Source organism: Jiella marina (assembly GCF_024359545.1).
Classification (GTDB): Bacteria; Pseudomonadota; Alphaproteobacteria; order Rhizobiales; family Rhizobiaceae; genus Jiella.
Genome location: NZ_JAKQZG010000011.1, coordinates 177,017 through 201,952 on the forward strand (window position 1 = coordinate 177,017; position 24,936 = coordinate 201,952).

At 64.2% G+C, this 24,936-nt stretch carries 22 protein-coding genes; 10 read left to right on the plus strand and 12 right to left on the minus strand.

Annotation, left to right across the window (positions count from 1 at the left end; translation table 11 throughout):
• The first annotated feature begins 88 nt into the window (after positions 1 to 88).
• Positions 89 to 1,102, plus strand: coding sequence for a hypothetical protein (locus MF134_RS18125; protein WP_255340890.1), 1,014 nt, complete (start codon positions 89 to 91; stop codon positions 1,100 to 1,102).
• 9 nt (positions 1,103 to 1,111) lie between these two features.
• Here MF134_RS18125 and MF134_RS18130 read toward each other — a convergent pair whose 3' ends face one another.
• Positions 1,112 to 1,801 (minus strand): DUF1223 domain-containing protein, encoded by a 690-nt coding sequence (locus tag MF134_RS18130; protein ID WP_255340891.1) that lies wholly within the window; start codon positions 1,799 to 1,801, stop codon positions 1,112 to 1,114.
• Between the two features lie 135 nt (positions 1,802 to 1,936).
• Between MF134_RS18130 and MF134_RS18135 the strand changes: the two genes are divergently transcribed.
• Together MF134_RS18135 and MF134_RS18140 are read left to right on the plus strand one after the other, a co-directional pair.
• Positions 1,937 to 2,386 (plus strand): hypothetical protein, encoded by a 450-nt coding sequence (locus MF134_RS18135; protein ID WP_255340892.1) that lies wholly within the window; start codon positions 1,937 to 1,939, stop codon positions 2,384 to 2,386.
• A 123-nt stretch (positions 2,387 to 2,509) separates the two neighbouring features.
• On the plus strand, positions 2,510 to 3,556 hold the full coding sequence (locus tag MF134_RS18140) for an alcohol dehydrogenase catalytic domain-containing protein (protein WP_255340893.1): 1,047 nt from the start codon (positions 2,510 to 2,512) through the stop codon (positions 3,554 to 3,556).
• Between the two features lie 29 nt (positions 3,557 to 3,585).
• On the opposite strand, the gene MF134_RS18145 is transcribed toward MF134_RS18140, so the two are convergent.
• Positions 3,586 to 4,722: a GGDEF domain-containing protein gene (locus tag MF134_RS18145; RefSeq protein ID WP_255340894.1), complete on the minus strand. Its 1,137-nt coding sequence runs from the start codon at positions 4,720 to 4,722 to the stop codon at positions 3,586 to 3,588.
• 231 nt (positions 4,723 to 4,953) lie between these two features.
• Between MF134_RS18145 and MF134_RS18150 the strand changes: the two genes are divergently transcribed.
• The 4 genes from MF134_RS18150 to MF134_RS18165 are packed head-to-tail and all read left to right on the plus strand — an operon-like array spanning position 4,954 to position 10,174.
• Positions 4,954 to 6,729 carry an N-acetylglutaminylglutamine amidotransferase gene (locus MF134_RS18150; protein ID WP_255340895.1) on the plus strand — a complete coding sequence of 592 codons (1,776 nt, stop codon included), beginning with the start codon at positions 4,954 to 4,956 and terminating at the stop codon, positions 6,727 to 6,729.
• Between the two features lie 4 nt (positions 6,730 to 6,733).
• A complete protein-coding gene (ngg, locus tag MF134_RS18155; protein WP_255340896.1) occupies positions 6,734 to 8,542 on the plus strand; it encodes an N-acetylglutaminylglutamine synthetase in 1,809 nt (602 codons plus the stop codon).
• Positions 8,543 to 9,700: an osmoprotectant NAGGN system M42 family peptidase gene (locus MF134_RS18160; RefSeq protein ID WP_255340897.1), complete on the plus strand. Its 1,158-nt coding sequence runs from the start codon at positions 8,543 to 8,545 to the stop codon at positions 9,698 to 9,700.
• Positions 9,701 to 9,718: 18 nt separating this feature from the next.
• Positions 9,719 to 10,174, plus strand: a complete 456-nt coding sequence (locus MF134_RS18165; protein ID WP_255340898.1) for a hypothetical protein — start codon at positions 9,719 to 9,721, stop codon at positions 10,172 to 10,174.
• Between the two features lie 36 nt (positions 10,175 to 10,210).
• Here the strand turns inward: MF134_RS18165 and MF134_RS18170 are convergent, their stop codons facing one another.
• From MF134_RS18170 to MF134_RS18215, 10 genes are all read right to left on the minus strand, one after another.
• A complete protein-coding gene (locus tag MF134_RS18170) occupies positions 10,211 to 11,854 on the minus strand; it encodes a CHASE domain-containing protein (RefSeq protein WP_255340899.1) in 1,644 nt (547 codons plus the stop codon).
• A gap of 164 nt (positions 11,855 to 12,018) precedes the next feature.
• Positions 12,019 to 12,816, minus strand: a complete 798-nt coding sequence (locus MF134_RS18175; protein WP_255340900.1) for an SDR family NAD(P)-dependent oxidoreductase — start codon at positions 12,814 to 12,816, stop codon at positions 12,019 to 12,021.
• Positions 12,813 to 13,232, minus strand: coding sequence for a DUF423 domain-containing protein (locus MF134_RS18180; RefSeq protein WP_255340901.1), 420 nt, complete (start codon positions 13,230 to 13,232; stop codon positions 12,813 to 12,815). The genes MF134_RS18175 and MF134_RS18180 overlap by 4 nt, the downstream gene beginning before the upstream one ends.
• Positions 13,229 to 13,624, minus strand: a complete 396-nt coding sequence (gene mnhG, locus MF134_RS18185) for a monovalent cation/H(+) antiporter subunit G (protein ID WP_255340902.1) — start codon at positions 13,622 to 13,624, stop codon at positions 13,229 to 13,231. Before mnhG ends, MF134_RS18180 begins: the two co-directional genes overlap by 4 nt.
• The gene (locus MF134_RS18190; protein ID WP_255340903.1) at positions 13,621 to 14,010 is read right to left on the minus strand and encodes a cation:proton antiporter; all 390 of its coding nucleotides are present in this window, start codon (positions 14,008 to 14,010) and stop codon (positions 13,621 to 13,623) included. Before MF134_RS18190 ends, mnhG begins: the two co-directional genes overlap by 4 nt.
• Positions 14,007 to 14,480 (minus strand): Na+/H+ antiporter subunit E, encoded by a 474-nt coding sequence (locus MF134_RS18195; RefSeq protein WP_255340904.1) that lies wholly within the window; start codon positions 14,478 to 14,480, stop codon positions 14,007 to 14,009. The genes MF134_RS18190 and MF134_RS18195 overlap by 4 nt, the downstream gene beginning before the upstream one ends.
• Entirely contained in the window at positions 14,477 to 16,177 is a 1,701-nt protein-coding gene (locus MF134_RS18200) for a proton-conducting transporter transmembrane domain-containing protein (RefSeq protein WP_457590022.1), read from the minus strand. Before MF134_RS18200 ends, MF134_RS18195 begins: the two co-directional genes overlap by 4 nt.
• A 9-nt stretch (positions 16,178 to 16,186) precedes the next feature.
• Positions 16,187 to 16,561, minus strand: coding sequence for a Na+/H+ antiporter subunit C (locus tag MF134_RS18205; RefSeq protein WP_255340905.1), 375 nt, complete (start codon positions 16,559 to 16,561; stop codon positions 16,187 to 16,189).
• Positions 16,562 to 16,981 carry a Na+/H+ antiporter subunit B gene (locus MF134_RS18210; protein WP_255340906.1) on the minus strand — a complete coding sequence of 140 codons (420 nt, stop codon included), beginning with the start codon at positions 16,979 to 16,981 and terminating at the stop codon, positions 16,562 to 16,564.
• A complete protein-coding gene (locus MF134_RS18215) occupies positions 16,978 to 19,335 on the minus strand; it encodes a putative monovalent cation/H+ antiporter subunit A (protein WP_255340907.1) in 2,358 nt (785 codons plus the stop codon). The genes MF134_RS18210 and MF134_RS18215 overlap by 4 nt, the downstream gene beginning before the upstream one ends.
• Positions 19,336 to 19,742: 407 nt before the next feature.
• Between MF134_RS18215 and MF134_RS18220 the strand changes: the two genes are divergently transcribed.
• From MF134_RS18220 to MF134_RS18230, 3 genes are all read left to right on the plus strand, one after another.
• The gene (locus MF134_RS18220) at positions 19,743 to 21,845 is read left to right on the plus strand and encodes a S9 family peptidase (protein WP_255340908.1); all 2,103 of its coding nucleotides are present in this window, start codon (positions 19,743 to 19,745) and stop codon (positions 21,843 to 21,845) included.
• 196 nt (positions 21,846 to 22,041) lie between these two features.
• Positions 22,042 to 23,922, plus strand: coding sequence for a tetratricopeptide repeat-containing sulfotransferase family protein (locus MF134_RS18225; protein WP_255340909.1), 1,881 nt, complete (start codon positions 22,042 to 22,044; stop codon positions 23,920 to 23,922).
• A 384-nt stretch (positions 23,923 to 24,306) separates the two neighbouring features.
• Positions 24,307 to 24,936 (plus strand): Hint domain-containing protein (locus MF134_RS18230; protein ID WP_255340910.1); only part of this gene is annotated, 630 nt, incomplete at its 3' end.

Below are 24,936 nucleotides of genomic sequence, written 5' to 3' on the forward strand. Positions count from 1 at the left end.
ATGACGCTACCGTGTGTTGACATGCCGCGCCGCCTCTTCTGAGATGTGCGGCGGGGCTACCGCCATTCGCGCGGAACACGACAGGTGCATGATGTGGTGGGGATTCCTGATGATCCGTCGCCTGATCCTTGGCCTTGCCCTTCTTCTTTCCGCTCCCGCCTTTGCGCAGTCGGCCGATGCAGGCATCCCCGCCGGCTGGTGGATCTCGATCGGCGACCTGCCTGTCGAGACGAGCAAATCCGGCATCGTGCGAACCTTCGAAGAAGTACTGATCATCGACGAGACCGGCATGGTCGAGGATCGGATCATGACCTTCGGGCAGCCTTCGCCGTCGAACTGCGCGAGCGATCCCAGCCTCTGCCACGACATGCCGCTGGCTTGGAAGGGCAAGCTCTCGGTCGATGACGATGTGTGGATCTTCTCCGAGCGCGTTGAAGGCACCGAGCCGATCGACCGGATGGAGGCCGGCAGCCCGCTGCTTCGTGCTCTCGCGATCCTGGCTCGGAATGGCTGGCGTGTGACCTCCGAAGCAGATGGCCAGCGCCTTGTGCTCGACGCGGGCGACGGCTCTCCCGAACGAGTCTTCGCGAAAATCGACCCGCAAACTCTGAAACGGATCCGTGCGGCCTTCTTCGTACCCCAGATCTCCGCCGCGGACCACTGGCGCTGCTTCCTGGCTAACGCCATGGCCGGCAATGCGGCCTTCGATACGCTCGGCGGCGACCCAGCCCACCGGCCCGAATGGTTCGATGATTTCGCGCGCGGCGCCTCCTATCTCCAGGCGCTGAGAGCGATCTTCGATACGGCCGTGTCAGACACAGACGGCGCAACGCAGACCCCGCCCCTCGATCGCAGACTCGTCGCAGAATTCGACACACTCGGAACACCGACTAACGCGGAGGACCGCGACGCCCTCGTCAAGCGCTATCAGCAACTCCTGATGCGGATTTACGCGAACGAGAGCGACGGCGCCGTGGATCTTGGGTTGGACGAGGCCGCGGTCGACGCGCTGAAGACGGCCAACGCCGCGATGGTCGATGCTTCGCAGTCCGGCTCAGGCCTCTTCAACGACCTGTATTGTCTCAATTTCAGGGCGCGTTGACGCGACGGATCAGAACGTGGCCGCGCCCAGGATAGGCCCGGGCGCGCCCGGTGATCCCGCCTGCAGGATGACCGCACAATCGTCGGCTCCCTTCGCCGCCCCACAACGGCCGAGATCGAAGCGGGCGGCGCGACCGTCCCACCTCCCGAGCGCCGTCATCCCGCGGACGGCATGGGCATAGCTCACGGTGCGGCCTCGATTTTCCCCGCGATGGATGGCGACGTCGGAGCTCCGGGTGAAATCCACCCGCCAGAGCGTGCCGCTTCCCCGCCCCTTGCCGACAGCGACCGTTCCCGCCTTCGCGTCGATCCGGATATCGACCGCAAGCGGCGAGCCCATCAAGCGCGAGATCGCGCCCGGACTGGAGCCCACCGTATGCCCGCCGCCATCGACGACGGCCTGCGGCGTGTAGACGCGTCCATCGCCGCGCCTGACGGCATAGGCGCGCTGGCGGGCGGAATAGGCCGGATCGCCCAGCGTGTCCTTCCAGCCGAGACGATCCCAGTAGTCGACATGAAAGCCGAGGGCGAGCACGTCCGGCCGGGAAGCCAGGTCTTCCAGCACCGCGTCGGCGGGCGGGCAGGAGGAACATCCCTGGCTGGTGAAGAGCTCCACCACATGGCGGGTCTCGGCCTTGGAAGGCGCGGCCAGAAAGGTCAAGGCCACGATCAGGGCGGCGGCGGATCGATGGGCGGACATCGGGGAACTCCTCGAAGCGGTTCCTCGGTCATTCGATTGTGCCGGCGGAAACGTTACATTGCGCCTCGGGCGGTTTAAGGCTGCCGGGGTGGGACGGGAAAGACGAACAGGCGTTTGAGTGTTGGAGCTTCGGCGATGAGAACCGTATTGCGATTTCTGTTCGTCATCCCGATCGGCTATGTGGCCGCCTGTCTCACGGCCGCCTTCGCCATGCTCTGGCCGTTCCTCGAACTCGACGGAGCGGCCGCGCTCGATCCGGTCATGTTCGTCCATACCAGCTTCTATTTCGCCGCCCAGGCCGCTCAGATCGGCGGGGTCGCCATCCTGCCCTGGGCCGCCTTCATGATCGTCACCGAACTGTTCGGCATTTCCTCGGTTCTGGTCCATGCGATCGCCGGATTCCTAGGCGGCCTAGCCATCATCTTCCTTGCCTACGGGCCAGACATGGTCCCCACGAGCGTGGAAACGGCGATCCTCGTCGCCGCGACCACCTTCGGACTGGTCTACTGGATCGTCGCCGGGCGCGGTGCCGGAAGCTGGCGCCGCCGAAGCCCCTCGCCGGCCGCAGAGGGCCAGGCACAATGACTTTGCGGTCCGTCCCGCGCGGAGGGTGAACGGCCCGTTTCATCGGGCCCTGTCCACATGGCGCAACCTGATCGGGGCCGTGGCGTTGGGCAGGTCAAACGAACCTCATCGAACGAGACTGCCATGACCTCCCTGCCCGACCATATGAAAGCCCTCGTCCTCAAGCATGACGGCTATTCCGGCACGGCCGAAGGGCCGACGATCGAACGCCTGTCGGATTGGGTCGAGCTTCAGGAGATTCCGCTGCCCAAACCTTCAGGCAGCGAGGTGCTGGTCAAGGTGGGGCTCGCCAACGTCAACCCGTCGGACCTTCATTACATCAAGGGCGAATACGGTCAGCCGCGGCGCAAGGGAACGCCCGCAGGCTTCGAAGGCATGGGCGAAGTGGTCGCCGCCGGCGAGGACGAGGCATCGCAGGCCCTCGTCGGCCAGCGCGTCGCCGTCTCCGCGAGCCGTGGCGGCAGCGGAACCTGGGCCGAGTATGCGCTGACCTCCGCAAGCGCGGTGGTCCCGCTTCATCCGAAGCTCCGCGACGAGGACGCGGCCGCCCTGATCGTCAACCCGGTGACCGCGTGGGCGATGGTCAACCTCGTCAAGGAGGCGGGAGCCAAGTCCTTCGTCATGACGGCTGGTGCGAGCCAGCTCGGCAAGCTGATGGCGCCGCTCGCCAAGGACATGGGGCTCGGCACCATCGCGACCGTCCGGCGAGAGGAGCATCGCTCGCCGCTGGAAGGCCTCGGCGTGGGTACGGTGCTGAACACCGCACGCGAGGATTTCGAGGACATGCTGGTGATGGCGATGCGCCAGCACGCGCCGACCATTATGCTGGATGCCGTGGCCGACAAGAGTTCGGCGGAGATCTTCGCGGCAATGCCCGCGAATTCGCGCTGGATCATCTACGGCAAGATGTCGCCGGAGGCACCGGCGCTCCCCAATCTCGGGCAGATGGTGTTCATGAAGAAAGTCATCGAAGGCTTCTGGCTGGCCGAATGGATGACCCGCGCAAGCCCCGAGCAGCGCAAGCAGGCCTTCACCGAGGTTCAGGATCGCTTCATCGCCGGAAAATGGACCACCGACGTCGCGGCGACACTGTCACTGGAGGAGTCTGTCGACGGCCTTGCGGATGCTCTCTCCGGGCTTAATCGCGGCAAGGTTCTTATTCGACCCTAGATGGAACAGCGCGAGCGTATCCCCTCGATTCATGCCGAAGCGGCGAACGTCTGCTGCATTTCCGACTCGTAGAGCACGCAGATGCCCTTGCCTCTCTCCTTGGCGACGTAGAGCGCCTTGTCGGCCTGGGCCATGCATACGTCGAGAGCATGCGCCACATCCGACTGGCGGGCCACGCCTATGCTCGCGCTGATTCGGACGAGCAGATCATCCTCAACGCGGTATGGGGCTGACAGGCTGGTAACAATGCGGGCCCCAAAGGCCCGCACCGCCGCCATGTTGTCGCGCGGTGACAAGATGAGGAACTCATCTCCGCCCAGACGACAGATCGCCGATCTTTCACCTGCGACAGCCTCCAGACGTTGCGCCACCTGCTGCAGCAGGAGGTCGCCAATTCCGTGGCCATGACGGTCGTTGACCTGCTTGAAACCGTCGAGGTCGAGGTAATAGAGTACCAGATCGGAGCTTTCGGCGCGCTTCTTCTGGAAGGCGGCCTCCAGGCCCCGCCGGTTGAGCAGCCCCGTCAGGGGATCCCGTACGGCCTGCTTGCGCTCGCGTTCCTCCCCCTTCAGTGCTCGGATGAGGGCATCGCGATTATGCGCGATGATGCCACGACCGACGAGCAGGAACGCGCCGCCCTGAAGGACCAGGAGCGGGATCACGTCGGCGTGCAGCACCCCATAGCTGATCTCGTATCCCATGATGATGATAAGGCCCTGCAGCAGTGCGTAGCGCGGGGCAGGGAAATTGCGGCCCAGAATTGCTGCGATCGTCGCGAAACCGGATGCGAGCGCGACCACTGTCATCGTGACGTCCCCCGACTGAATGACCAGCGCGAGGGTCAGAGCCACCAGGCAGCTCCAGGCAAGACCGGCAAGGAAGAGCACATCCGAGGACTTCTCGGGATGGCGCGTCATCCAGAGACGCACCACCAGCAAAGCGATATCCACCGCCACAATGAACAGGAAGACGACATCGCCGGATCGCAGGAAGGCGACCAGCGCGATCGCCATCGAGTTGACGGCTCCTGCAACGAGCGCCGCGAGAGAGTTGTAGAATGTGGACAGCAGGCGCGATTTCACCTCGGGCGCAAGGTCATGCCCGACCTCGGCGATCCACCGCACCCAGCGATGTCGCGGCTCTCTGACCATCGCGGTCCGCTTCATCGAACGCTCCTAACCATGCGACGAACCTGTCACAAGGAGCTTAAGATTCCTCCACCGGCATGAGTAAAACGACCCGCTGGGTGATCATGAGGCGTGCCGGAGGGGCGAACAGACCCTACTGCACCGCAAAAACTTGTATCTCTGGCGGTTTCTGTTTCAGCGCGATTTCTATATCCCCGTCGAAAGGCACGCGAAAAACGCTGGCGAGAGCGAAACGAGACTGGAGGCGTCATGTGCGGGATTTGCGGTGAGATCCGCTTCGATGGGGAACTGGCTTCGGGCGAACGGTTGCAGCGCATGGGCGACTGCCTCGCACGCCGGGGACCGGATGGCGCCGGACAGGTCATGCGCGGGCCGATCGGCCTCGGCCATCGTCGCCTGAAGATCATCGACCTGTCGGAAAAGGCCCAGCAGCCGATGGTCGACCCGGAACTGGGGCTGACCATCGCCTTCAACGGCTGCATCTACAATTACCCCGAACTGCGCAAGGAACTCGAGGGCAAGGGCTACCGCTTCTTCTCGACCGGCGACACGGAAGTCATCATCAAGGCCTATCACGCCTGGGGCCGCGACTGCGTGAAGCATTTCCACGGCATGTTCGCCTTCGCGATCGCCGAGCGGGAATCGGGCCGCGTGATGCTCGCCCGCGACCGATTCGGCATCAAGCCGCTCTACCTGTCGCAGAACGACAAGCGCCTCTATCTCGCCTCCTCGCTCCCGGCGATCCTCGCCACTGGCGACGTCGACCGGACGATCGACCGGGAGGCGCTGCACCATTACATGACGTTCCACGCGGTGGTTCCGCCGCCGCTCACCATCGTCAAGGGTGTGCGCAAGCTGCCGCCCGCGACGACCCGGATGATCGAGCCGAACGGCTCCTTCGACGATCAGGTCTACTGGGCGCCGGACTTCTCGCCGCGCGAGGGCGACGACAAGCTGTCCTCCGACGACTGGCGCGATCTGGTCATGCAGGCGCTGAGAACGGCCGTCGATCGGCGCATGGTCGCCGACGTACCCGTCGGCGTGCTTCTGTCGGGCGGTGTCGATTCCTCGCTGATCGTCGGCCTTCTCGCCGAGGCCGGCCAGAAGAACCTCAACACCTTTTCGATCGGCTTCGAGGACGCCAATGGCGAGGTCGGCAACGAGTTCGAATTCTCCGACATCATCGCCAAGCATTACGGCACCGAGCATCACAAGATCTTCGTGCCGGGATCGGAGCTGATGGAGCATCTGCCGGGGACCATCCGCTCCATGTCCGAGCCGATGGTCTCCTACGACAATGTCGGCTTCTATCTCCTGTCCCGCGAAGTCTCCAAGCACATCAAGGTGGTGCAGTCCGGCCAGGGCGCGGACGAGATCTTCGGCGGCTATCACTGGTATCCGAAGATGGTCGGCGCCAACGACCCGCTCGCCGCCTATTCCCGCGCCTTCTTCGACCGCAGCCATGAAACGCTGAAGAGCCAGATCGCGCCCGAGTGGCAGACCGAGGAGGACGTCTCCCGCGATTTCGTCGCCCGGCATTTCGCGATGGCGGGGGCCGAGAACCCGGTCGACAAGGCGCTCAGGGTCGATGCCCATGTCATGCTGGTCGACGATCCGGTGAAGCGCGTCGACAACATGACCATGGCCTGGGGCCTGGAAGCGCGCGTCCCGTTCCTCGATCATGAATTGGTGGAACTCGCCGCCCGCGTGCCGGCGGAAGAAAAGCTCAAGCAGGACGGCAAGGGGGTCCTGAAAGAGGTCGCCCGGCAGGTCGTGCCGTCGGAGGTGATCGACCGCAAGAAGGGCTATTTCCCCGTTCCGCAGCTCAAATACATCTCCGGCCCCTATCTCGACATGGTCAAGGACACGCTCGGTTCCGAAGCAGCGAAGGGACGCGGCCTGTTCCAGCAGTCCTATCTGGACGAACTCTTCGCCAATCCGTCCGAACACATCACGCCGCTCAGAGGCTCGGAACTCTGGCAGGTGGCGCTTCTGGAACTGTGGCTGCAGGAACAGGGGGTCTGATCCCATGGCAGGCGACCAGAATGGCGAGCGCGCTCAAGCCGAGCATCGGCTGGAGAAGCTGCGCGCGTCGGCGCCGAAGGGGCCGGCTGCGCGCGAGCGGTCCAATGGAGACGGGCTGAAGAAGAACGCGATCCTCGATTGCGGTTGGGGGCGGCTGGTCTTCGGCCAGACCTTCTCCGACCAGCGCGAGATCGCCAACTCCCTGCGCGAAGAAGGGCCGGACCGCCGCGACATCGCCTTTTACGTCAAGGACCCGCACGTTCTCCTGAGCCACGCGCCGCAGGAGCTTTTCCTCGACCCCTCGCACACCTATCGTCTCGACCTGTCCACCTACCGCCCGAGCACGCGCCGGCCGCGCGGCTATTTCATCCGCCGCCTCGCCTCGGAGCAGGATGCGACCGAAGTCAACCGCATCTACCAGTCGCGCAACATGGTGCAGGTGCACCCGGCCTTCTTCTGGACGAACCGCGACAACCGGGCCCTCACCTATTTCGTCGCCGAAGACGAGACCACCGGCGCGATCCTCGGCACGGTGACCGGCGTTCACAATCGCCGTGCCTTCGGCGATCCGGAGAACGGCTCGTCGCTGTGGTGTCTGGCGGTCGACCCGCAGGCGACCCATCCCGGTATCGGCGAGAGCCTGGTGCGGCGCCTCGCCGAGCATTTCCAGGCTCGCGGCTGCGCCTTCATGGACCTGTCGGTGATGCACGACAACGACAAGGCCATCGGGCTCTACGAGAAGCTCGGTTTCGTCCGGGTCTCCTATTTCACCGTCAAGCGCAAGAACGAGATCAACGAGCGCCTCTTCACCGGCCCGAATGCCGACTACGAAGGCCTCAACCCCTATGCCCAGATCATCGTCGACGAGGCCCGGCGGCGTGGCATCCATTGTGAAGTGGTGGATGCGGCCGGCGGTTTTTTCCGTCTTACCCATGGCGGCCGTACGGTCTTGTGTCGTGAGAGTCTCTCGGAACTGACTACCGCCGTCGCCATGTCGATCTGCGACGACAAGTCGGTCACCCGCCGCATCGTCGAAGGGGCCGGCGTCAAGGTGCCCGAACAGATCGACGGCGATTCCGACGACGATGCCATCAAGGCGTTTCTCGAAAAGCACGGCCAGATCGTCGTCAAACCCTCGCGCGGCGAACAGGGCCGCGGCATTTCGGTCGGAATCGAGACCCTCGACGAGGCCAAGGCGGCAATCAAGGCGGCCAAGGAACAGTCGCCGCAGGTGCTTCTGGAGGCCTGTTTTCAGGGGGACGATCTGCGGCTCATCGTGATCGACTACCGGCTGGTGGCGGCCGCTCTGCGCAAACCGCCTTCGGTCACCGGCGACGGCCGGGCGTCGGTGAGAGAACTCATCGAACACCTGTCGCGGCGGCGCTCGGCTGCGACAGGCGGCGAAAGCAAGGTGCCACTCGACGCCGAGACCGAGCGCTGCGTCAAGCAGGCTGGCTACGCCATGGACGATGTGCCGGCGGAGGGCGAGCGTGTCGTCGTGCGCAAGACGGCCAATCTGCATACCGGCGGCACGATCCACGATGTGACCGGCGACATTCATCCCGCTTTGGTGGAAGCGGCGGTTGCGGCGGCCCGTGCAATCGAGATACCGGTGACGGGAATCGATTTGATGATCAAGGCGCCGCAATTGCCGGACTATGTGTTCATCGAGGCGAACGAACGGCCGGGGCTTGCCAATCACGAGCCACAGCCGACGGCAGAGCGTTTCATCGACTTGCTGTTCCCGCTCTCGATGCCATTTTCGGTGCGTGCCGCCAGAAGCCAGCAGCGAAAATCGCTTAAGGAGGATTGAGTGCCAAGGTTAACCATCGATACGGAGTATCTGACGGAGCAACTCAAGGCGCTTTTTCATATCCCAAGCCCCACCGGCTATACGGACACCGTCGTCCGTCACGTCGCCAAGGAACTGGAACGGCTCGGCCTCAAGGTCGAGCTGACCCGCCGCGGCGCGATCTCGGCGGTTCGGCAAGGTTCGCGCCGCGCTTCGGCCCGCGCCGTCGTCAGCCATCTCGATACGCTCGGCGCGCAGGTGAAGCGGCTGAAGGAGAACGGCCGGCTGGAACTCGTGCCCATCGGCCACTGGTCAGCCCGTTTCGCCGAAGGCGCCCGCTGCACGATCTTCTCCGACGCGGGCACCTATCGCGGCACGATCCTCCCGCTCAAGGCGTCCGGCCACACCTATAACGAGGAAATCGATACGCTGCCGGTCGGCTGGGACTATGTGGAGCTGCGCGTCGATGCCCTTGCCCGTGATCTCAACGAAGTCACCAAGCTCGGCATCGAGATCGGCGACACGGTCGCGATCGATCCGCAGCCGGAATTCCTCGACAACGGCTTCATCGTCTCGCGTCATCTCGATAACAAGGCCGGTGTGGCGGTGATGCTCGCTGCCTTGAACGCCATGGAAAAGGCCGGGGCGGTCACCCCGGTCGACACCCACTGGCTGTTCACCATCGCCGAAGAGGTGGGCGTGGGCGCCGCCTCGATCCTGACGCCCGACGTCGCCTCGATGATCGCCGTCGACAACGGCACCTCGGCGCCGGGTCAGAACTCGTCGGAATTCGGCGTGACCATCGGCATGGCCGACCAGACCGGGCCGTTCGACTATCATCTGACGAAGAAGCTGGTGCGGCTCTGCCTCGACGAGGACATCCGCTACCAGAAGGACATCTTCCGCTATTATCGCTCCGATTCCGCCTCGGCGATCGAGGCCGGCCATGATGTCCGCACAGCCCTGATCACCTTCGGCGTCGATGCCTCGCACGGCTATGAGCGCATCCACATCCATGCGCTTCGCTCGCTGTCGGAGCTGATCACCGCCTATCTCACCTCGCCTGTCGAGATCGAGCGCGACCGCAATCTCCATGCGGGTCTGAAAGGCTTCACCCGGCAACCGGACGCCGAAGCCGCCCAGGCGCTCGCCCGCGACATCGAAGATCCCGGCGAATAGGCACTCGGGGTCCGGGCGTTGGATTCCGAAACCCTTCTCACATCGCTCGGACAAAGGTTCGAAGCCGGGCTCGCGATCGGCGCGACCTGGATCTCTGATCTGTCGGCTGCGGTTGCGGCCCATCCCTGGCTTTCCGCTGCCGCTCTGCTTGTCTTCGGCCTCGGCTTTGCCCTGTCCCGCAGCGTCCTTGCCGCGATCGCGACGAGTTTCATCGCCATCGCCGCCATCGTCGGCGCCGATCCCGTGACCGATCCTGTCAAGCAGCGGGTGTTCTCGGTCGGCTGCCTCGTGGCGATCATCCTGACGAGCCTGGCGCTGGCACTCGCCCGTCGACGGCGGCAGCGGCTCGCTGACGAGAAGGCGAAGCTTCTGAGCGACATGGCCGAGCTTCAGCGACTCTACGATCGGGAGGTCACCTGGCGGCGCGCCGCCGGCGATCCGGCACCACCCCCGGAAAGCGCCCGGACGAACTGACCGTCGTGGTTCTGGCGAAAGGCTGCGCGCGGGCTCCTACGCTTTGCGTTGCGCCCGGTCCACCCGTTCTGCCGAGGCCCCGAGCGGAAAGCGAATGACGATCACGAATGCCTCGCCGACCATCGATCGCTCGATGGTTCCGGACAGTTCACCGCGGATCGTCGCGTCGATCAGCTTCGTTCCGAAACCCGGTCTCGCCATCGTGGGATCGGTTTCGATCCCGCCCGTCTCGCTCCAGACGATTTCGAGATCGGTGTCCTGGGGTTTCCATTCCACGACAAGCGAGCCGTTCGTTTCCGACAACGCCCCGTATTTCATGGCGTTGGTGGCAAGCTCGTGGAAAGTCAGGCCAAGCGCCTGGGCCTTGGTCTCGTCCACTTCGACCTCGGGGCCGAAGATCATGTAATCCTCGCGATCCTCGCCGAAGACCTGAGCCAGTTCACCCGACAGGAGCTCGTCCACGCGCGCCCTGCCCCATGTCGAGCGGGTCAGCATTTCCTGGGCCGAGGCCATGGCCTGCAGCCGCGCCGAATAGCGCTCGACGAATTCGTCGAGATTTTCGGCCCGGCGCGCGGTCTGGCGCGCAATCGACAGCATGCGGGCAATGGAATTCTTGATCCGATGGTTCATTTCGCGAAGCATCAGATCCTTCTGCGCGAGATTGCGCTCGCCTTCGCGGTTCAGCGCCGCGACCGCCTCGACACGACGCGCCTGAACCAGCGCGAGGAGTGCAAGAACGAGGGCCAGCATCAGCACCACCGCGGCAAGCAGTGCTGCCGGATAATTCGAGCCGATCCGTCTGAACTCCGGCGTCGGGGTCAGACGGACGGTCCATTCGCGCCCGAGGACGTCCAGCTTGCGATCCGTCGACAGCTGCTTCTCCACTCTGGCACCCTCATTCTCCGCCGACGCGTAAATGAGGTTCTCCGGGCTCGCGGCACCGTCGAACACTTCAACGCGCACGGGCAGGATCGGCTCTTCAAGAAGCACCGCATTCAACAGATCGCCGACGCGAAACGGGGCGTAGACGAAACCCGGAATATCGGCCGCAGCCGCGGCCGGCTCTTCCTCCGCACCGACCATCGGCAGGTAGATCAGAAAACCGAACTGCCGGTTCTCGTCGATCTCCTGAACCAGCCGAACCGCGCCGCTGGCCTGGGCGTCGCCGACGCGCGCCGCCTTCTCCATGGCCTCCCGGCGCGTCTCGTCGGCATACATGTCGTAGCCGAGCGCTGCCCGATTCCGCTCGTCCTGAGGTTCCAGAAGCACGATCGGCGTGCGGATCGGCTGATCGGTCTCGGGCCAGATGCCAATCTCGTCGCCGTAGCGCTCGGTGAGGTCACTGCGCGCCGGTTCAACCGCCGTCGTTGGAACCACCCGCGCGAAACCGATGCCCTGGATCCCGTTGTAGCGATCGGCAAGATCGAGGCCTGCCAGAAACGTCCGATATGTCTCGCGCGGGACGTCGATCCCCTCGACCGTCATGAACGCCCGTGCCGCATCGAGAAGCGCGAGGTGCAATTGCAGCCGCGCCTCGACACGTTCCATCGCGTCATCGGCCAATTGGCCAAAGCGCAACCGGTCGGCATCCTCGCTCGACATCCAGAGCTGCCCCGCGAGCGACAGGCCGATCGCCGTCGCGAGGAAAAAGACCGCAGCCGGGAGGAGGCGTTTGCGCAAGAAAACCCAATCTGGCGAAGGGCGTCAGAGGATCCTGCGCCACCAATCCATTTAGGCGGCCCTCCCCGAAAACGGAATCATTTCACCCCCGAGCATTGCGCAATTGCGGCCTATGCCCGCATTTCCGCAACACTTTTCGGTTTGCGGAAGCCCGGGGAGCGCGGTCAGCCCATGAACTGGCCGCCATTCACCTCGATCACCTGTCCGGTGATGTAGCCTGAGAGTTGAGGGCTTGCCAGAAACAGATAGGAAGCGGCGCAATCCTCGGCGGTACCGAGACGCTTCATGGGGATAGAAGCCGCCGTCGCGTCGAGCTTTTCCTGCGAGGAGTAGCGACGATGGAAATCCGTCATGATCGTACCGGGCGAAACCGCATTGACCCGGATATGATCGGGCGCGAGTTCGCGCGCCATTGCCCGGGTCCAGGTGGAGATGAAGGCTTTCGACGAGGAATAGAGCGACGACCCCGGGCTACCGCCGATAATCGCCGAGATCGACGAGGTGTTGACGATCGCGGCTCCGCCCTCGGCCTGACCACCCGCCTTCAGGGCCGGCAGAAGGGCCGTCGTCAGCGCGACGACGGAGCGCACATTGAGATCGACCACTGCGTCGAACTGCTCTGCCCCCACCTCGGCTGCCGGCACGCGGCCCATCATGGTGCCCGCATTGTTGACGAGGACATTGAGGCGTCCGTCGAGATGCTTTTCGAGGTCTGCGGCAAGTCGCTCCCCACCGTCCCTCGCCCCGAGGTCGGCAGTCATAAGCTCCAGCCGGCCTTTTTGTTCGTCTTTCAGACCGGCCAGGAGATCCGTTTCGGCATGTTCGAGACTGCGTCCGGCATGGGCGATGACATGCGCGCCTGTCGCCAGGAAGGCCCGCGTGACCGCGGCCCCGATTCCCCGGCCTGCGCCGGTGACGACGACGGTCTTGCCCTCGAAAAGCCGGCTGTCGAACCCATTCATGTTCTTCCTCCCCATTCGCTTTCGTCCTTGCGGCGAAGAGCAATGACGCACCCGGTGACGGCAAGGAGAAGCCAGGCTGCGATCAGGATCATGCCGCCGCTCGGCGCCGCATTGGTGAACAGGCGATCGCCGGTGAAATAGCGCGTCGCGAGGTCGCCGGAGAACAGAGCGACGCCGACCACGATGCCAAAGCCGGCAAGGCCGATCAGGCGCGGCGCGTGCAGAACCAACGCCGCCAGTGCGACAAGCGCCGGTGCATGAACCAGCGCCAGCGCCGCGGCAATCGCCACCAGGCGGTTCTCCCCGCCATGGGCGGCCAGCGCTGCCCCGCCGACGCCCGCCGCGCCAAGCAGACCGGCAAAGACGCAAAGCACGCCGCCGGTGCGATGCCCCGAGCTGCGTCTGGAGTCCGTCACGAGGATTGTTGCGCCGGAGAGTCCCCGCGAGCGGGGGTGTCCGAGCGGCGGGTGGTAATCGCGACCTCCGGCATTTCATCGAGGACCGAGCCTGGCCACAGCTTGTAGCCGACGGCATAGGCGGCCTTGGCAAGAAGATGGGCCGAGAGCGGAGCGGTCAGCAGAAAGAAGGCGATGGCGGCGATCGCTCGCAAGGCCACCGGCAGGGAATCGGCCATCAGGGCCAGCGCGAGAAGCGCCATGCCCGAGCCGACGGCCCCGGCCTTCGAGGCCGCATGCATGCGCGAATAGATGTCGGGAAGTCGCAGGATGCCGAAGGCGGCGATCGCCGCGAAGGCCGAACCCACGAGGAGCAGAAGACCGGCCAGAATGGTGACGATCGATTCCATCATCGCGCTGCTTCCCCCGTATCGGCCGCCGGATTGCCGCTTCCCGTGTCGCGATGCGGATCATCGTCCATGATCGGCAGACCCTGGCGCTCGTCGTCGTCGGCGGTTTTCCCCCGCGCCAGGATGAAGCGCGCGAAGGCGACGGTGGCCAGAAATCCCACGAGGCCAAGGGCGATGGCGATATCGACATAAAGCGTACGGCCCGTGTCGATACCGATGACGGCAATGAAACCGATAGCGACCGAGGTCAGCATGTCGAGGCCGAGAACACGGTCGGGCAAGGTCGGGCCGCGGATGATCCGGGCGATGGTGAAGAAGAAGGCCAGGCCCAGCATCGCGAGGGAAAGGCTGAGGCAGATGTCGAGAAATTCGCTTGCGAACTCGCTCATCGGAAGGCCTCGAGAATCTTGCGCTCGAACCCGTTGGCGATGTCCGCCCGGGCCTCCTCCGGGTCGGACGCGTCGATCGCATGAACGTAGAGGGTCGAACGATCCTCCGACACGTCGACGGAGAGCGTGCCCGGGGTCAAAGTGATCAGATTGGCCAGAAGCGTGATTTCGAAATCGCGGTCGACCTTGAGCGGATAGGCAAAAATGCCGGGCGTCAGTTGCATGCGCGGCGACAGGACGAGCACGGCCACCCGCCAGGCCGATTTCACGAGTTCGATGAGGAACAAGATGAGCAAAGACACGACTCGTCCGCCCCGCTCGACATAGCCGACCGTGCCGATCTGGGCGCGGGTCAGATGCAGGGACGCCGCCCCGAGAAGAAAGCCGAAGACGAGATTGACGAGGGTGAAGGAGCCGGTCACGACCGTCCACACCAGCGCCAGCACGATGTTGATCAGAAAAAGCGTCACGATCCGCCTCCGAAGACCGATTCGACATAGGAGGCCGGATCGACGACGCCGCTCGCGGCCACATCCGTCCAGGCGAGGAGCCATTGCGGGGTGACGCCGGCGGCGACCACGAAAACGGCCAGAATCAGAAGCGGCAGCAATGAGAACGCCGGTGACGGCTCGCCTTCCGCCATGAACTCGCTTCGCATTTGCGGCGGTGCCTCGCCCGGCGCGGGGCGGTTGCGCCAGAAGGCGAGCGCGAAGAGCCGGGCCGAGGCGATCGTGGTCAGGAAGCCGGACAGGAGGATCATCGCAGCGAGCCACGGCAGATCTGCGCCGATCGTCCCGCGAACGAGCGCCACCTTGGGCCAGAAGCCCGAAAAGGGCGGCAGGCCGGAAACCGCAAACAGAAAGATCAGCATCAGCGCCGCAAGGCCCGGCCGCTCACGCCACAGCCCGCCCATCGAACGGAGCGACGACGTGCCCGCCACCCGCGCAGCCATGCCGGCCGCCAGATAAAGCGCCGTCATCACCACGATGGAGTGAAGGGCATAGAAGATCGAACCGGACAGACCGACCGCCAGCATGGCGGATCCGGTGGCGCCGGTGGCTTGTCCGCTCGCGGCCGCGGCGGCGTCGACGAGGCCGCCATCGGCGGCGGGAAGCGCAAGGCCCGCCATGATGATGCCGATTCCCGAAATCACCAGATAGTTCAAGAGCCGCCGCAGATCCGACTGGGCCAGCGCTCCCAGCGCGCCGACCAGCATGGTGAGCGCGGCGACCCAGCCGATCAGCGTGGCCAGTTCCGCGCGCTCAGGCGGAAGAAGCATCATGAGAACACGGATCAGGGCGTAGACGCCGACCTTGGTGAGAAGCCCGGCAAACAGCGCGGAGACCACGAAACGCGGCGTGTGATAGGACGCCGGCAGCCAGAAATTCAGCGGAAAGGCCGCCGCCTTCATGCCGAAGGCCACGAGGAAGAGGACCGCGATCGTGAACAGCGCTCCGTCATTCTCCATCTGGCCGGCCTTTTCGGCGATGTCGGCCATGTTGAGCGTTCCGGTCAGACCGTAGAGATAACCCGTGGTGATCAGGAAGAGCGTCGTCGCGACGAGGTTCAGGAAGCAGTATTTCGTCGCGCCATCGAGCTGTTCGTGCTCGGAGCCGAGGATCAACAGGCCGAAGGAGCCGATCAGCAGCACCTCGAACCAGACATAGAGGTTGAAGAGGTCCCCGGTCAGGAAGGCTCCCGACACGCCGCCCATCATCAGGAACAGGAACGGGAAGAAACCGTAGCGACGCTCCGTCCGGTTGATCGAGCCGACGGCGTAGATCGCCGAGGCGAGCCCGACGAAGCCGGCGACCGTGACAAACAGGGCGCCCATCATGTCGACCGTGAAGGCGATGCCGAAGGGCGCCTTCCAGCTTCCCATCATCATCGTCTGGGGGCCTTCGGCGGCGACCTTCAGAAGAAGCAGGACGTCCACGACGAAAAGCGCCAGGAACCCGGGAATGGCAAAGAACGGGTGCCAGTCGATGCGCTTTCTCAGCATCAGCAGCACCGCCCCGAAGAGGAGGCAGATCGCCACGGGCATCACGATGAGATAGTCCGACGCGTGGAGCCCGCCGGGCAACATCGCTTCCGCCTTCAGTTCCGCCAGAGACGGGCCTGAACCGTGGGAGGTCGCACCTTCAGTTGTTTCAGAGGATGAGGCCATGAATTTCGATCAATATCCCAGCGGCGGCAGGCCGTCATTCTCGGGCTCGGCGACACGCATCTCGTCGGTGTCGTCGGTCCCGAGGTCCTGATAGGCGCGGTAGGCAAGCACGAGAAGAAAGGCGAAGAAGGAGAATGAGATCACGATCGCCGTCAGGACCAGCGCCTGCGGCAGGGGATTTGCGACGTCGGAGACGGTCTCGGCGTCTTGCGGAATGAAAGGCGGCGCGACGGAGACGATGCGCCCCGCCGTGAAGATCAGGATGTTCACGGCATTGGAAAGCAGCACGACGCCGAGCAGCATCCGGATGATGTGCTTCGACAGAAGAAGGTACAGCGAGACCGTGAACAGGCAGCCGACGAGGACGCTCAGGGCGGTTTCCATTCAGTCGCTCTCCCGTTCTTCCAGCGCGAGCGCGATCGACGTGATGCTCCCCACGACCACGAGATAGACGCCGATGTCGAACAAGAGCGGCGTCGAGAGGCCGACATCACCGCCGAGGATGGCCGGAAACGCCCAGAGGCCGGTCATGAAACCCTGGCCGGTGAAGACGGACAGAAGACCGGCGATCACGGCAAAGAACAGGCCGCAGGCGGAAATCGCCAGCGGGTGGAAATAAAGCGCACGGCGTACCGGCGCGACGCCGCAGGCGATGCCGTAGATCGCGAAGGCCGAGGCGGCGATCAGCCCGCCGATGAACCCGCCGCCGGGTTCGTTGTGGCCGCGCAGGAGCACGAAGACCGAGAACAGCACCATCAGGCTCGTCAGATACGGCGCCGTGAAGCGGAAGATGATGGTTCTCATGGCGTCGTCTCGGTCGGATCGGGTTGGGCCTTGCCGCCGCGGCCGACCCGGATGCGGATCAGCGCCAGGATCGCCAGCCCCGTGATCATCACGACCGCGATCTCGCCCATCGTATCCACCCCGCGGAAGTCGACGAGGATGACGTTCACGATGTTGCGGCCATGGGCGATGGCGTAGCTGTAGCGCTCGAAGAAGTCGGACAGGACCGGATCGAAGGGTCGCTGGGTGATGAGAAGCAGGAACAGGCCGAAACCGATGCCGCCGGCCAGCGCCAGCGCCGCATCAGGGAGCGTCTCGCGCAAGGGCCGGTGATCGGCCGGCGAAAGCTTCAGCCGCGTCATGACCAGGGCAAGGATCACCACCGACAGCGTCTCGACCATGAACTGGGTGAAGGAGAGGTCGGGCGCTCCGAGCAACATGAACATCAGCGCGACGCCGAAACCCTGAATGCCGAGGGACACGATCGCCGTCAGCCGGTTCTTGGCGATGACCACGGCGACGATGCCGACGATGATCAGCGCCAGGACCACCCATTCGTAGAAGCGCAGGTCGGGGAATTTCGGCTCGGCCGGCACCGCCCCGGTGATCGCCATCGGCACGAGGAGAGCGGCGGCGATCACGATGACGGTCGCGGTCATGTAATAGTCGAGTCGGCCGGACTGCAGACGACTGGTCAGCGCGAAAGCGAACCGCAACAGGCCCCGCATCGCCTGGTCGAAACCATGGTCCGGCCCCCAGCCGAGCGCCGAGAGAAAGCCGCTCGTCGCCCGTCTGATGCCCGTTGAGGCGAGGTAGATGACGATGCCGAGCGCGACCGTGGCCATCGACAGCGCGAAGGCGAGATTGAGATGCGGGATCCAGCCGATCTCGATCTCCACCGGTTCGCCGACCGTCGCACTGGCCATCGGGCTCGAGAACAGCTCGTGATAGGTGCCGTAGAACAGCGCCCCCAGCAGGCTGAGAACGCCGAGCACCAAGGGTCCGAGCCAGATGGTCAGCGCACCTTCGTGGGGATGCTCGATCGTCTCCGGCTTCTTGCCGACGAAGGGCTTCAGAGCGACGATGAAGGCGGCCGCGAACATCAGCGCATTGCCCAGGATCGCCGCGACCAGAAGTGCGATGTGATAGGCGTCGCCATATTCGAGGGCGTGATAGATCTCTTCCTTGGCAAGGAACCCGACGAAGGGGGTGAGCCCGCCCATGGAGAGCGCGCAAAGGAGCGCTGCCGCAAAGGTCAGTGGCATCGCCCGTCCGAGCCCGCCCAACTGGTCGATCTCGCGCGTATGCGCGCTGTGATCGACGGAGCCGGCCACCATGAAGAGCCCGCCCTTGAACAACGAATGGGCGATCAGATAGAGCACCGCCGCAATGAGCGCCGTCTCGCTGCCGACACCGATCAGCATGACCAGAAGCCCGAGCGAAGCCACCGTTGTATAGGCCAGCGTGATCTTGATGTCGGTCGCGCGCACCGCCAGCAGCGCGCCGACGACGAGCGTGACGGCACCGAAGGCCGGCAGAACGGTGGTCCAGAGGGCGGTATCGCCCAGCGCCGGCTGCATGCGCATCAACAGATAGACGCCTGCCTTCACCATGGTCGCCGAATGCAGATAGGCCGAAACCGGCGTTGGCGCCTCCATGGCGTTCGGCAACCAGACATGGAACGGCATCTGCGCCGACTTCGTGAAAGCGCCGCCGAGCACGAGAATGAAGATCGCCGTGTAATACGGGCTGTCTCGAAGCGCGTCGCCGGCGGCCAGCACCTCGGTCATCGAATGAAGACCCGTCCACTCGCGAATGGCGATCACGCCCGCCAGCAGAACGAGCCCGCCGCCCCCGGTGATGACGAGCGCCTGGATCGCGCCGCGACGCGCCCGCTCCCGCTCGTGGTCGAAGCCGATCAGCAGGAAGGAGGTGATCGAGGTGAGTTCCCAATAGACGAAGAGCGTCAGCAGATCGTCGGCCAGTACGAGGCCGAGCATCGCGCCCATGAACATCAGGATGAAGGAGAAGAACCGGCCCTGGTCGCGATGACCCTTCAGATAACCGCCGGCGTAAAGCACGATCAGCGTGCCGATACCGGTGATCAGAAGTGCGAATGTCGAGGACAGCCCGTCGATGCGGAACGAAAAGCGGGCGTCGAAGGCTGGGATCCACTCATAGCCGAAGGTCAACACCTCGCCTTCCGCAACCCGCGGAACGGTCGACCACAGGATCGCAAACGCGACCGCCGGCGCCAGGGCCAACAGCCATGCCGCATGATGACCCAGCCCCCGCCTCAGGATCGGCGCAAGGGCTGCGGCGAGAAATGGCAGGGCAAGGGCCAGTGTTCCGGTCGTCGCCTCGATTTCCGCCATGCCTCGCTATTGCCCTCCGAAACCACCAAGTCCTCCGGCCATTTCGGCGAGGCACGCGGCAAATCATAGGAAGGCAGGCGGTTTGGGGCAAGCGCAGGAGCGCTCGCGCCGGCAATCATCCACGTTGCAAATGGATGACGAAAATGTTCAACGCCGCCCGGCTTGACGATGTCGCGACGCGCGCCGACGCGAAGCCGACCAAAGAGACGAGTGACAGAACGTCGCGGGAAACGCCTCGTCTTGGGGCCATTTTTGCAACAGTTCCTTTACCAATCTGGCACAGGCGCCGGATCCGGCGCATCGAGTTTCGCCCGATCCGGTGGAACTTGCGGGCGATTTGCGCTCCAATCCCAAAATGACATATCCCGCTCGATGACCGAGCGTCGCCCGCCTGAGAAAGCCGACTGATGAGACATCCCGCATTCCCCGCCGACCTGCCGCAACCGCCAAGCCCCGAGAAGCGGCCGCTGACGGATACGCGGCACGGCCTGGAGCGGACGGATGCCTATGCCTGGCTGCGCGCGGACAACTGGCAGGAGGTCTTCAAGGACACGGCCGTCCTCGACCCCGCCATCCGCGCCCATCTCGAGGCGGAGAACGAGTATCAAAAAGCCGTCATGGCCGGCACTGAAGGCCTGAGAGAAACGCTCGTCGCCGAAATGCGAGGGCGAATCAAGGAAGACGATTCTTCCGTCCCTGCGCCCGACGGCCCCTACGCCTACGGCGTCGCCTATCAGACAGGCGCCGAGTATCCGCGCTTCGTGCGCCGGCCCCGCGACGGCGGAGAGGAAAGCGTGCTGCTCGACGGCCAGAAGGAAGCGGCCGACCGGCCCTATTTTTCGCTCGGCGGCGTCAGCCATTCCGGCGATCATCGCTGGCTCGCCTGGTCCTATGACGACAAGGGCTCGGAATTCTACACGCTCCGCGTTCGCGATCTGGAGACCGGCGAAGACACGTCCGAGCTCATCGAGGACACCGGTTCGGGCGGCGTGTGGTCGGCGCGTTCGAACGGTTTCTTCTACACCCGCCTCGATTCCAACCACCGGCCGAGCCGCATCTTCTACCACAAGCTCGGCAGCGATCCGCTCGACGACGCGCTGATCTACGAAGAGACGGACGCCGGCTTCTTCATGGGCGTCGGCAAGACCCAGTCGGACGAGTTCGTGGTCATCGACATCCACGACCACGAGACGTCGGAATGCTGGCTCATTCCGGCCGCGAACCCGGCAGCCGAGCCGCGGCTGCTTGCCGAGCGCGAGACCGGCGTCGAATACGACGTCGATGAGGGTGGCGGCACGCTCTATATCCGCACCAACGCCGACGGCGCCCGCGACTACAAGATCGTCACTGCCTCGATCGATTCGGCCCGGCGGTCGGACTGGACCGATTACGTGCCCCATGAGGACGGGCGGCTCCTTCTCAACCATTTCGTCCTGAAGAACCATCTCGTCTGGCTCGAGCGCCGCGAGGGCCTTCCGCGCATCGTGGTCAAGCGGCTCTCCGACGGCGAGGAGCATGCGATCGCCTTCGACGAGGAAGCCTATTCGCTCGGCCTGTCGGGGACCTACGAGTTCGACACGACGACCATCCGCTTCTCCTATTCATCGCTGACCACACCGGGCCAGACTTTCGACTACGATGTCGAGACCCGCGAGCGGACGCTCCTGAAGACCCAGGAGGTACCCTCGGGCCATGAGCCTGCCGACTACGTCACAAGGCGCATCTTCGCGCCGGCCAAGGACGGCGAGACCGTGCCGGTCTCGCTTCTCTATCGCAAGGACACGCCGCTCGACGGCACGGCGCCCTGCCTGCTCTATGGCTACGGTTCCTACGGCATCACCATTCCGGCCAGCTTCAACACCAACGCCCTGTCGCTGGTGAACCGCGGCTTCGTCTATGCCATCGCCCATATCAGAGGCGGCAAGGACAAGGGCTTTGCCTGGTACGATGCCGGGCGCCGGCGCAACAAGGCGAACACCTTCACCGATTTCATTGCGGCGGCCGACCATCTCGTTTCGGAGAGGTTCACCGCCTATAAGCGCATCGTCGCCGAAGGCGGCTCGGCCGGCGGCATGCTGATGGGCGCGGTCGCCAACATGGCGCCGGAAAAGTTCGGCGGCATCGTCGCCGTGGTGCCCTTCGTCGACGTGCTCAACACCATGCTCGACGACACGCTGCCGCTCACCCCGCCGGAATGGCCGGAATGGGGCAATCCCATCCTGTCGGGCGAGGATTACGGGATCATCGCCTCCTATTCGCCCTATGACAACGTGAAGGCCCAGGCCTATCCGCCGATCCTGGCGCTCGCCGGCCTCACCGATCCGCGCGTGACCTATTGGGAGCCGGCGAAATGGGTCGCGCGGCTGCGTGAAATGAAGACCGACGACAATCCGGTCATCCTGCGCACCAACATGGATTCCGGCCATGCCGGCGCCTCGGGCCGATTCTCGAAGCTCGAGGAGATCGCCTACATCTACGCCTTCACCTTGAAGCTGATGGGCAAGGCCTGACGCCTATTCGCGGCCGGTCGGCGTTCTCCCACAAGGCCCATGCGGCCTCGTCGACGCCGTGAACAGGTTGGTCGCAAGACGCCCTGGCTCGCAACGTGCATGATCCCGCCCGCTGACGTGTTTCGGGAATTCTCCTTGCGGCCGTCAACGATTGCCGACAAATACCGCGGGGCACGAACAACCCAGGGAGGAACGTGTGTCGAATCTGTCATCCGAGGCGCACGAACGGCCTCAGACGCCGGACGAGCCTGTTCCGGCAGAAGGCAGCACCTGTGCTTGCGGAAGCGGTCTGTCTCCCGAGCACTGCTGCCGGATGGACAAGGCCGCTGCTGCAGCGGCGACGATGGATGCGAATCTGGAAGACGCCTCGCAAGCGGGCGCATCGGCCTTGCGGTCCGGCGATTTCGAGCGCGCCGAAAAGCTTGCCCTGATGGTGCTCGAGGCCGTGCCACTCCACGTCCCTGCCCTGCAGACCCTCGCCGGGGTGCGTCTGCATGAAAAGCGTCAGCAGGCCGCCGCCGTTCTTCTGGAACGGATGACCGAAGTCGAGCCCCTGAACTATTGGGCCGTCAGCAAGCTCGCGCTCTTGGAACTCGGCCGGCACAACCTGCCCGCTGCCGAGCGCTTCGCACGCCAGGCGCTCCGGATCGCGCCGCGCAACCCGCAATCCCACAATCTGATGGGTGTTGCCCTGACCAATACGGGGCGGGCCGCCGCCGGCGAATATCACCATCGGCGCGCGCTGGAGCTTTCCGGCAAGCGCATTCCGATGGTTCTGTCCAATCTCGCGCTCAACCTGAAGAACCAGGGGCGCATGGAAGAAGCTCGTGCGCTCTATGCGGAAGCGGACGCCCTCGAACCCGGCAACCGCCAGACCTTGCTTGGCTGGGCGCAGCTTGAGGAGGCGGACCGCAATCTGTCCGAGGCGACGCGGCTGATCGACCGGGTCGAGGAGATCAGCAGACCCTCGCCGGCGACGCGCCAGACACGCGCGGCAATCCTCGGCCGGGAACGGCGTTTCGAGGAAGCACTGGCGGTTCTCGCCGAGAGTGACGACCGCACGCTGCGGCCGATCGAGCTTCTCGAGCGCGGCCGGCTCCTCGACAAGATGGGCCGCTATGACGAAGCCTGGGACGACTTTGCCACCGGCAAGCGCCGGGCCATCGAAATGGGAGCGCGGACCTACCGGGAAGACGAGGCGAATGCGACCGCCGAACAGCTCAAGTCCTTCTTCGTCCAGAACAATGTCGAACTTCTTCCCCGGGCCGGCCTTCGTGACGACGTCGCCCAGCCGATCTTCATCCTCGGCTTTCCGCGCTCGGGCACGACGCTGCTGGAACAATCGCTTTCTGTCAGCCCGCTGATTTCGGCCGGCGACGAACTGCCCATGGTCCATGAGATCGCCGCCATCATGCCGCGCCTTCTCAACAGTCCCCATGAATATCCGGGCGCGCTGGCCGAACTCTGGATGGGCGACAAGCTCGAAGGCCTCGACGCGCTCCGGGACACCTATCTGCAGCGTGTCCAGCAGATGCGGATCGTCGAGGACGGCGCGAGGATGTTCACCGACAAGATGCCGCTGAACGAAGTCCATCTGGGGCTGATCGGATTGATGTTCCCCAAGGCGCCTCTGATCCACGTGATCCGGCATCCGCTCGACATCATGGTCTCCGCCATGTCCAACATGTTCACCCACGGTCTCTTCTGCGGGGCCGAACTGGAAAGCGCTGCCAAGCATCTGGTGCTGAGCCATGAACTGGTCGCCCATTACCGCGCGAACATGCCGCTGAACTATCTGGCGGTGCACTACGAGGACATGGTCGACGACCAGGAGGCGACGATGCGCCGGGTCTTCGACTTCATCGACATGCCCTTCGATCCCCACGTCCTGAAATTCGAGGAAAATGTCCGCTTCGCCCGGACCGCAAGCTACGCGCAGGTCACGGAGAGGCTCTACGACCGCTCGCGCTATCGCCATCGCCATTATCTGAAGCATCTTGAGCCGGTTCTGCCGATCCTCCAGCCGCTGATCGAGCGCCTGGGCTATGGCAGCGAGCCGAACGTGAGTGGGGGATAGAACCTCCGAGGCTCGCAAACGGCGGACAAGAAAAAAACGGCCGCTTTCCTCTCCGATCAGGAGCGTCGCCTTTGCGGGCGGAGGCTCACGGCCCTGCAGCCTGGTCGTCTCGTACTCGGCATTTGCATCCGCGCACGACGCTTTTCGACCCATCGCTTTGCTTGGGACGGCTGATCGACGCCGGTCCTACCAATCCTTGCACATGGATCCGCACGTCTCGGTCATGCGGCCACCGAAGACGCAAGATCCAGCCGGTCAACCGTCAAATTGAACTCGACTTAGTGTTGAAAGTCGGTAAAGATCAAACCCGGATCGACATGACGTAGGGTTTGCATCCGCGAATCATGTCCGAAATTCGCCATCTCTGATTAGAGGAGAAGATTGATGGCCTCGACCGGGCAGGGAATGTACTACACCGCCGTCAATCAGAACGGAAGCGGCAGCTACACTGTGGTTGGGGGACCCTACAACCCTGGCAGTCCACGAATCGTGACGGACAATGTGGATTCGGGCGATCCTGACGATCCGACAGTCCTCGGGGACATCTCCGACGATGCGTTCACGATCAACAACCCAGGAAATTTCGAATATACTTACGTCGCTGCACTGGCGAATGGCGATGGTTTCATTGCCTACGCGGCCGGCTACGGTTACTATGTTTTCCAATACACGTACAATGGCTACAATCAATATACAAATAGCAGCATTACTGCAAACAACGCGCCGTTTGCGATTTGCTTTGCCTCCGGCACCGCGATCGCCACGAAGCGTGGCCGGGTCGCCGTCGAAGATCTGCAGATAGGCGACACGGCCGTGACGGCCTCGGGCCTGACGCGCGATATCATCTGGATCGGCCGCCGCACGCTCGATTGCTCGGGCGAGAACGCGCACATGGCGCCGGTCCGGGTGAAGGCGAATGCCTTCGGTGCCGGTGTGCCGGAGCGCGACGTGCTGATGTCGCCCGGTCATCCAGTGATGGTGCGGCAGAACGGCCGCGAAGTGCTCGTGCCGGTG

Bases quoted from the DNA above. Each gene is read 5' to 3' on its own strand.
- MF134_RS18125 (WP_255340890.1), top strand. From the start codon at position 89: ATGATGTGGTGGGGATTCCTGATGATCCGTCGCCTGATCCTTGGCCTT.
- MF134_RS18130 (WP_255340891.1), bottom strand. From the start codon at position 1,801: ATGTCCGCCCATCGATCCGCCGCCGCCCTGATCGTGGCCTTGACCTTT.
- MF134_RS18135 (WP_255340892.1), top strand. From the start codon at position 1,937: ATGAGAACCGTATTGCGATTTCTGTTCGTCATCCCGATCGGCTATGTG.
- MF134_RS18140 (WP_255340893.1), top strand. From the start codon at position 2,510: ATGACCTCCCTGCCCGACCATATGAAAGCCCTCGTCCTCAAGCATGAC.
- MF134_RS18145 (WP_255340894.1), bottom strand. From the start codon at position 4,722: ATGAAGCGGACCGCGATGGTCAGAGAGCCGCGACATCGCTGGGTGCGG.
- MF134_RS18150 (WP_255340895.1), top strand. From the start codon at position 4,954: ATGTGCGGGATTTGCGGTGAGATCCGCTTCGATGGGGAACTGGCTTCG.
- ngg (WP_255340896.1), top strand. From the start codon at position 6,734: ATGGCAGGCGACCAGAATGGCGAGCGCGCTCAAGCCGAGCATCGGCTG.
- MF134_RS18175 (WP_255340900.1), bottom strand. From the start codon at position 12,816: ATGAATGGGTTCGACAGCCGGCTTTTCGAGGGCAAGACCGTCGTCGTC.
- mnhG (WP_255340902.1), bottom strand. From the start codon at position 13,624: ATGATGGAATCGATCGTCACCATTCTGGCCGGTCTTCTGCTCCTCGTG.
- MF134_RS18190 (WP_255340903.1), bottom strand. From the start codon at position 14,010: ATGAGCGAGTTCGCAAGCGAATTTCTCGACATCTGCCTCAGCCTTTCC.
- MF134_RS18200 (WP_457590022.1), bottom strand. From the start codon at position 16,177: ATGGCCTCATCCTCTGAAACAACTGAAGGTGCGACCTCCCACGGTTCA.
- MF134_RS18205 (WP_255340905.1), bottom strand. From the start codon at position 16,561: ATGGAAACCGCCCTGAGCGTCCTCGTCGGCTGCCTGTTCACGGTCTCG.
- MF134_RS18210 (WP_255340906.1), bottom strand. From the start codon at position 16,981: ATGAGAACCATCATCTTCCGCTTCACGGCGCCGTATCTGACGAGCCTG.
- MF134_RS18215 (WP_255340907.1), bottom strand. From the start codon at position 19,335: ATGGCGGAAATCGAGGCGACGACCGGAACACTGGCCCTTGCCCTGCCA.
- MF134_RS18220 (WP_255340908.1), top strand. From the start codon at position 19,743: ATGAGACATCCCGCATTCCCCGCCGACCTGCCGCAACCGCCAAGCCCC.